Annotated in this window: 4 protein-coding genes; all 4 read left to right on the top strand. The window is 48.7% G+C overall.

Annotated elements, in window-relative coordinates; genetic code table 11:
- The first annotated feature begins 170 nt into the window (after window positions 1-170).
- Genes THICY_RS01775 through THICY_RS01760 form a run of 4 tightly spaced genes read left to right on the top strand, consistent with a single transcriptional unit; the run spans window position 171 to window position 3,763 of the window.
- A complete protein-coding gene (locus tag THICY_RS01775) occupies window positions 171-935 on the top strand; it encodes a hypothetical protein (RefSeq protein ID WP_013834902.1) in 765 nt (254 codons plus the stop codon).
- 49 nt (window positions 936-984) lie between these two features.
- A complete protein-coding gene (locus THICY_RS01770; RefSeq protein ID WP_013834901.1) occupies window positions 985-2,268 on the top strand; it encodes a TlpA disulfide reductase family protein in 1,284 nt (427 codons plus the stop codon).
- A 58-nt stretch (window positions 2,269-2,326) separates the two neighbouring features.
- On the top strand, window positions 2,327-2,689 hold the full coding sequence (locus THICY_RS01765; RefSeq protein ID WP_013834900.1) for a DUF2237 family protein: 363 nt from the start codon (window positions 2,327-2,329) through the stop codon (window positions 2,687-2,689).
- Between the two features lie 27 nt (window positions 2,690-2,716).
- Window positions 2,717-3,763 carry an NADP(H)-dependent aldo-keto reductase gene (locus THICY_RS01760; RefSeq protein WP_013834899.1) on the top strand — a complete coding sequence of 349 codons (1,047 nt, stop codon included), beginning with the start codon at window positions 2,717-2,719 and terminating at the stop codon, window positions 3,761-3,763.
- Window positions 3,764-3,799: the final 36 nt, after the last annotated feature.

Raw genomic sequence — 3,799 nt, 5'->3', positions numbered from 1 at the left:
AATGGGTTACTCAGCTTATTTAATAATTTAAAACGAGTTAATATATTTTCACGATTTTAATTTTATGCGAAAGCAAACACCGAAAATCTGATATTTTCTGACAGATAGAAGCTCAATTTAATCAAGCACCTGTAAAATGGTGCCTATATTTTCTTACGAGATAAAAATCCATGACCTATTTCGCACTTGGCTGGGATGTCGGTGGTTGGAATTGTGATAAAAATCCAACCAGCCGCGATGCCCTAATCCTACTTGATGCTAACCATCATCAAGTCGGTCAATGCTGGCGCGGTAATTTACGCGAGGTTATTAATCGTGCCGATGATCAGCAGGCCTGGTTACAGCAGATTGCACAATTGCTCGTACTCCCGAACGACTTTTTTGAGCAACACCCCTTCCCAATTTTTATGGGGATTGATACGCCATTGGGTGCCTCAGTCGCCTGGCAAGAACTGCTGACTAACTTTAAAGCGGCAGGGCAAATCGAAGATTCGGCCAGTAATCCTTACCTGTATCGCGCCACCGAACGCTGGCTTATTCGCCAGGGCCACACCCCTCTTTCCGCCATTAAAGATATGATTGGTAGCCAAGCAACCAAAGGGCGTCATCTGTTAGCCAAAATCACCCCGTATCAAGCAAGCTGTGGCATTTGGCAAGACCCAACCGGGCGGCTCAACGCATTCGAAGCCTATCCAAGTGTGGCGAAAAAATCGCCGCAAATACAACAGGCTTTTGCCCAGATTCGCTGGCAGCAGACCCGCCCTGAACCAGGGGATATTTATGATGCCGCCTATTGCGCTCTTGTTGCAGCAACCTTGGCCAGCCAACCGGATAGACTCGCACAACCACCAACGGCAACACCTTGGTCAGAAGGGTGGATTTTTGTGCCACTAGACGCACTAGATGACCTTGCCACAGTAAACACTTGCCCCTAAAATCAAACGACTACACGATTAACACCCGTAAGCAAATAAAAGGGAATTCATGACACCAGCGCGTACAACAGGCCTGCTCATCCAACTCTTACTGAGTTGCAGTCTGGTATTGTTTATCAAACCAGCGTTGGCCATGCCGCAAGCGATTGCAGACTGGTCTGCGCAACACCAAATAGAAACGACCTTCATTCCAGCCAAAGTTACCGCTCAAACAGCCTTCCAAGGGCAGCTGATTTGGCTACCGTCCGAATATGGCCGACTTGACCAGGAAATCCAACTCGCGCAAGCACTGGCTGAACGCGGTTTTGACAGCATCCTACCCGACTTTTTTAATAGCCTGATGGTTGAGGTCAGTCGCGATAACCTCGCAGAATTGCCTGCGGACCTCTGGCTGAGTTTGATGGACGCTGCGCCACGCCCTAGTTTTATTGTCGCACCCAATCGAGCCGCCGTGCCGGCACTGGATGCATTGCACGACCTGCAATCCAGCCCCCAAAACCACATCGGGCTGATTCTCATCAACCCCGATTTGTTTGTTAGCACGCCGCAACCCGGTGATGAACCGCGCTATGTTCCGAGTGTTGCGGCCACCAATCTGCCCATTTATATCCTACAAGCGGAACTATCACCCTGGCGCTGGCAATTAGCAGAACTTCGCACCCAACTGGAGCAACAAGGCAGTACTGTTTATACGCAATTGCTTAGAGGTCTGCGTGACCGATTTTACTTTCGACCCGATGCCATCGAGTTGGAACACGAAGCAACCCTTCATTTCGTTGATCAGATTGCCCGTGCTAGCCAGCTTTTAATCCCCCTCATGAACACAGATCGGCAAAGCGCGCCAATCCATCATAATGAACTTGCAACATTCCCCACTCCTCCAGCAACAACCGATCGTTTACAGCCTTATGGCGGTGAGCAAGGGCGCGATTTTTTACTGACCGACCTGGAGGATATCCCGCATCGACTCAGTGACTATCAAGGACAAGTTATCCTGCTCAATTTTTGGGCAAGCTGGTGCCCACCTTGTTTATATGAAATGCCATCAATGGCGCGATTAAAAACGCAGTTTAACGATAAAGATTTTGAAATTTTGGCGGTAAACCTGGCCGAAAGACGCGAAGATTTTGCCCAATTTTTAGCCGATAACCCAGTAAACTTTCCAATTTTGCTTGATCCCACCGGCAGCGCCATTCAAACCTGGCGAATCTCAGCCTACCCCACCACTTATCTCATCGATCGCCAAGGTCAAATTCGCTACGCGCTTATTGGAGGGATTGAATGGGATGAGCCGGAACCGGTCGCGGCAGTTAAACGCTTGCTAAACGAATAATTGTTTATTCAACAATAGAACCATCAACATTTAGACAAACAACTTAGGACAAACATTAATGAAACAGAACCTATTAGGCGAACCACTCCAAACCTGCTCACACATGCCCTTGACCGGTTTTTATCGCGACGGTTTGTGCCGAACCGATGAACATGACCGAGGCCGCCATGTGGTTTGCGCACAAATGACCGAGCATTTCCTTGATTTTTCCAAAGCTCAGGGCAACGACCTATCAACACCCATTCAACCCCATTTTCCTGGCTTAAAGCCCGGTGATTTTTGGTGTTTATGTGCACTACGTTGGATTGAAGCCTATCAAGCAGGCCTGGCACCCAAGATTCGCTTTGCAGCCACCGACCAAGCCCTGTTACAGTATATTGATATGGCGAGTTTACGCCCCTACGCACTTGACATTAATTAACCGGCAATCGCAATAAAGGAGTAAGCCATGGAGTATCGACCACTGGGTAATAGTGACATTCAAGTCAGCAAAATTTGTTTAGGAACCATGACCTGGGGCGAACAAAACACCCAAGCGGATGCCTTTGCCCAAATGGGTTATGCGCTTGAACAGGGGGTCAATTTTTGGGACACCGCCGAACTCTATGCCGTGCCCCCTAAACCGGATACTTATGGCGCAACAGAACAAATTATTGGCCAGTACTTCAAACAACACGGATGCCGCGACCAAGTCATTCTAGCTAGTAAAATTGCCGGACCTGGTGAATTTGTGAACCATATTCGCGAAGGTCAAACCCGCTTTACCCGAACAACGATTACAGAGGCACTCGAAGCCTCTTTAACTCGGCTCAATACCGATTACCTGGATCTCTACCAACTGCATTGGCCAGAGCGTCACACCAACTACTTTGGTCAGCTTGGCTTTACACCGCCCTCCGAACCCGAGCAACACCTAACGCCTTTGGTTGAAACCCTGCGCACGCTCAGTGATTTAATCAAGGCAGGCAAAATTCGCAGTTATGGCCTATCCAACGAAACGCCTTGGGGCGCGATGAAGGTGATTGGGCTTTGTGAGCAATTGGGTTTACCCAAGCCGGTATCGATTCAGAACCCCTATAATCTGCTGAACCGTACCTATGAAATAGGTTTAGCCGAGCTGGCTTACCGAGAACAGGTCGATTGCCTAGCCTACTCACCGCTGGCATTTGGGGTCTTAACCGGTAAATATTTAAACGGACAGCGCCCTGAGCAGGCGCGGATTACTCTATTCCCCCGATTCGACCGCTATTTTAGCCCTCAAGCTGATGCCGCTACCGAGGCCTATGTTAACCTCGCCGGTGACTTAGGACTCACCCCGACCCATTTAGCTTTGGCCTATGTGAATAGTCGGTCTTTTGTTACGAGCAACATTATCGGCGCCACCACCTTAACGCAGCTAGCAGAGAATATGGTCAGTCATCAGATTACATTAACGGATGAAGCTTTATCCGCAATTGAAACGATTCACCAGCGCTACCCCAATCCAAGCCCGTAAAAATTACCCTTTACTCATTTAAGACAATAAAAAACC

The organism is Thiomicrospira cyclica ALM1 (assembly GCF_000214825.1).
Classification (GTDB): Bacteria; Pseudomonadota; Gammaproteobacteria; order Thiomicrospirales; family Thiomicrospiraceae; genus Thiomicrospira; species Thiomicrospira cyclica.
Note: the sequence above shows the minus strand (reverse complement) of the source record. Positions and strands in the feature narration are given on the sequence as shown.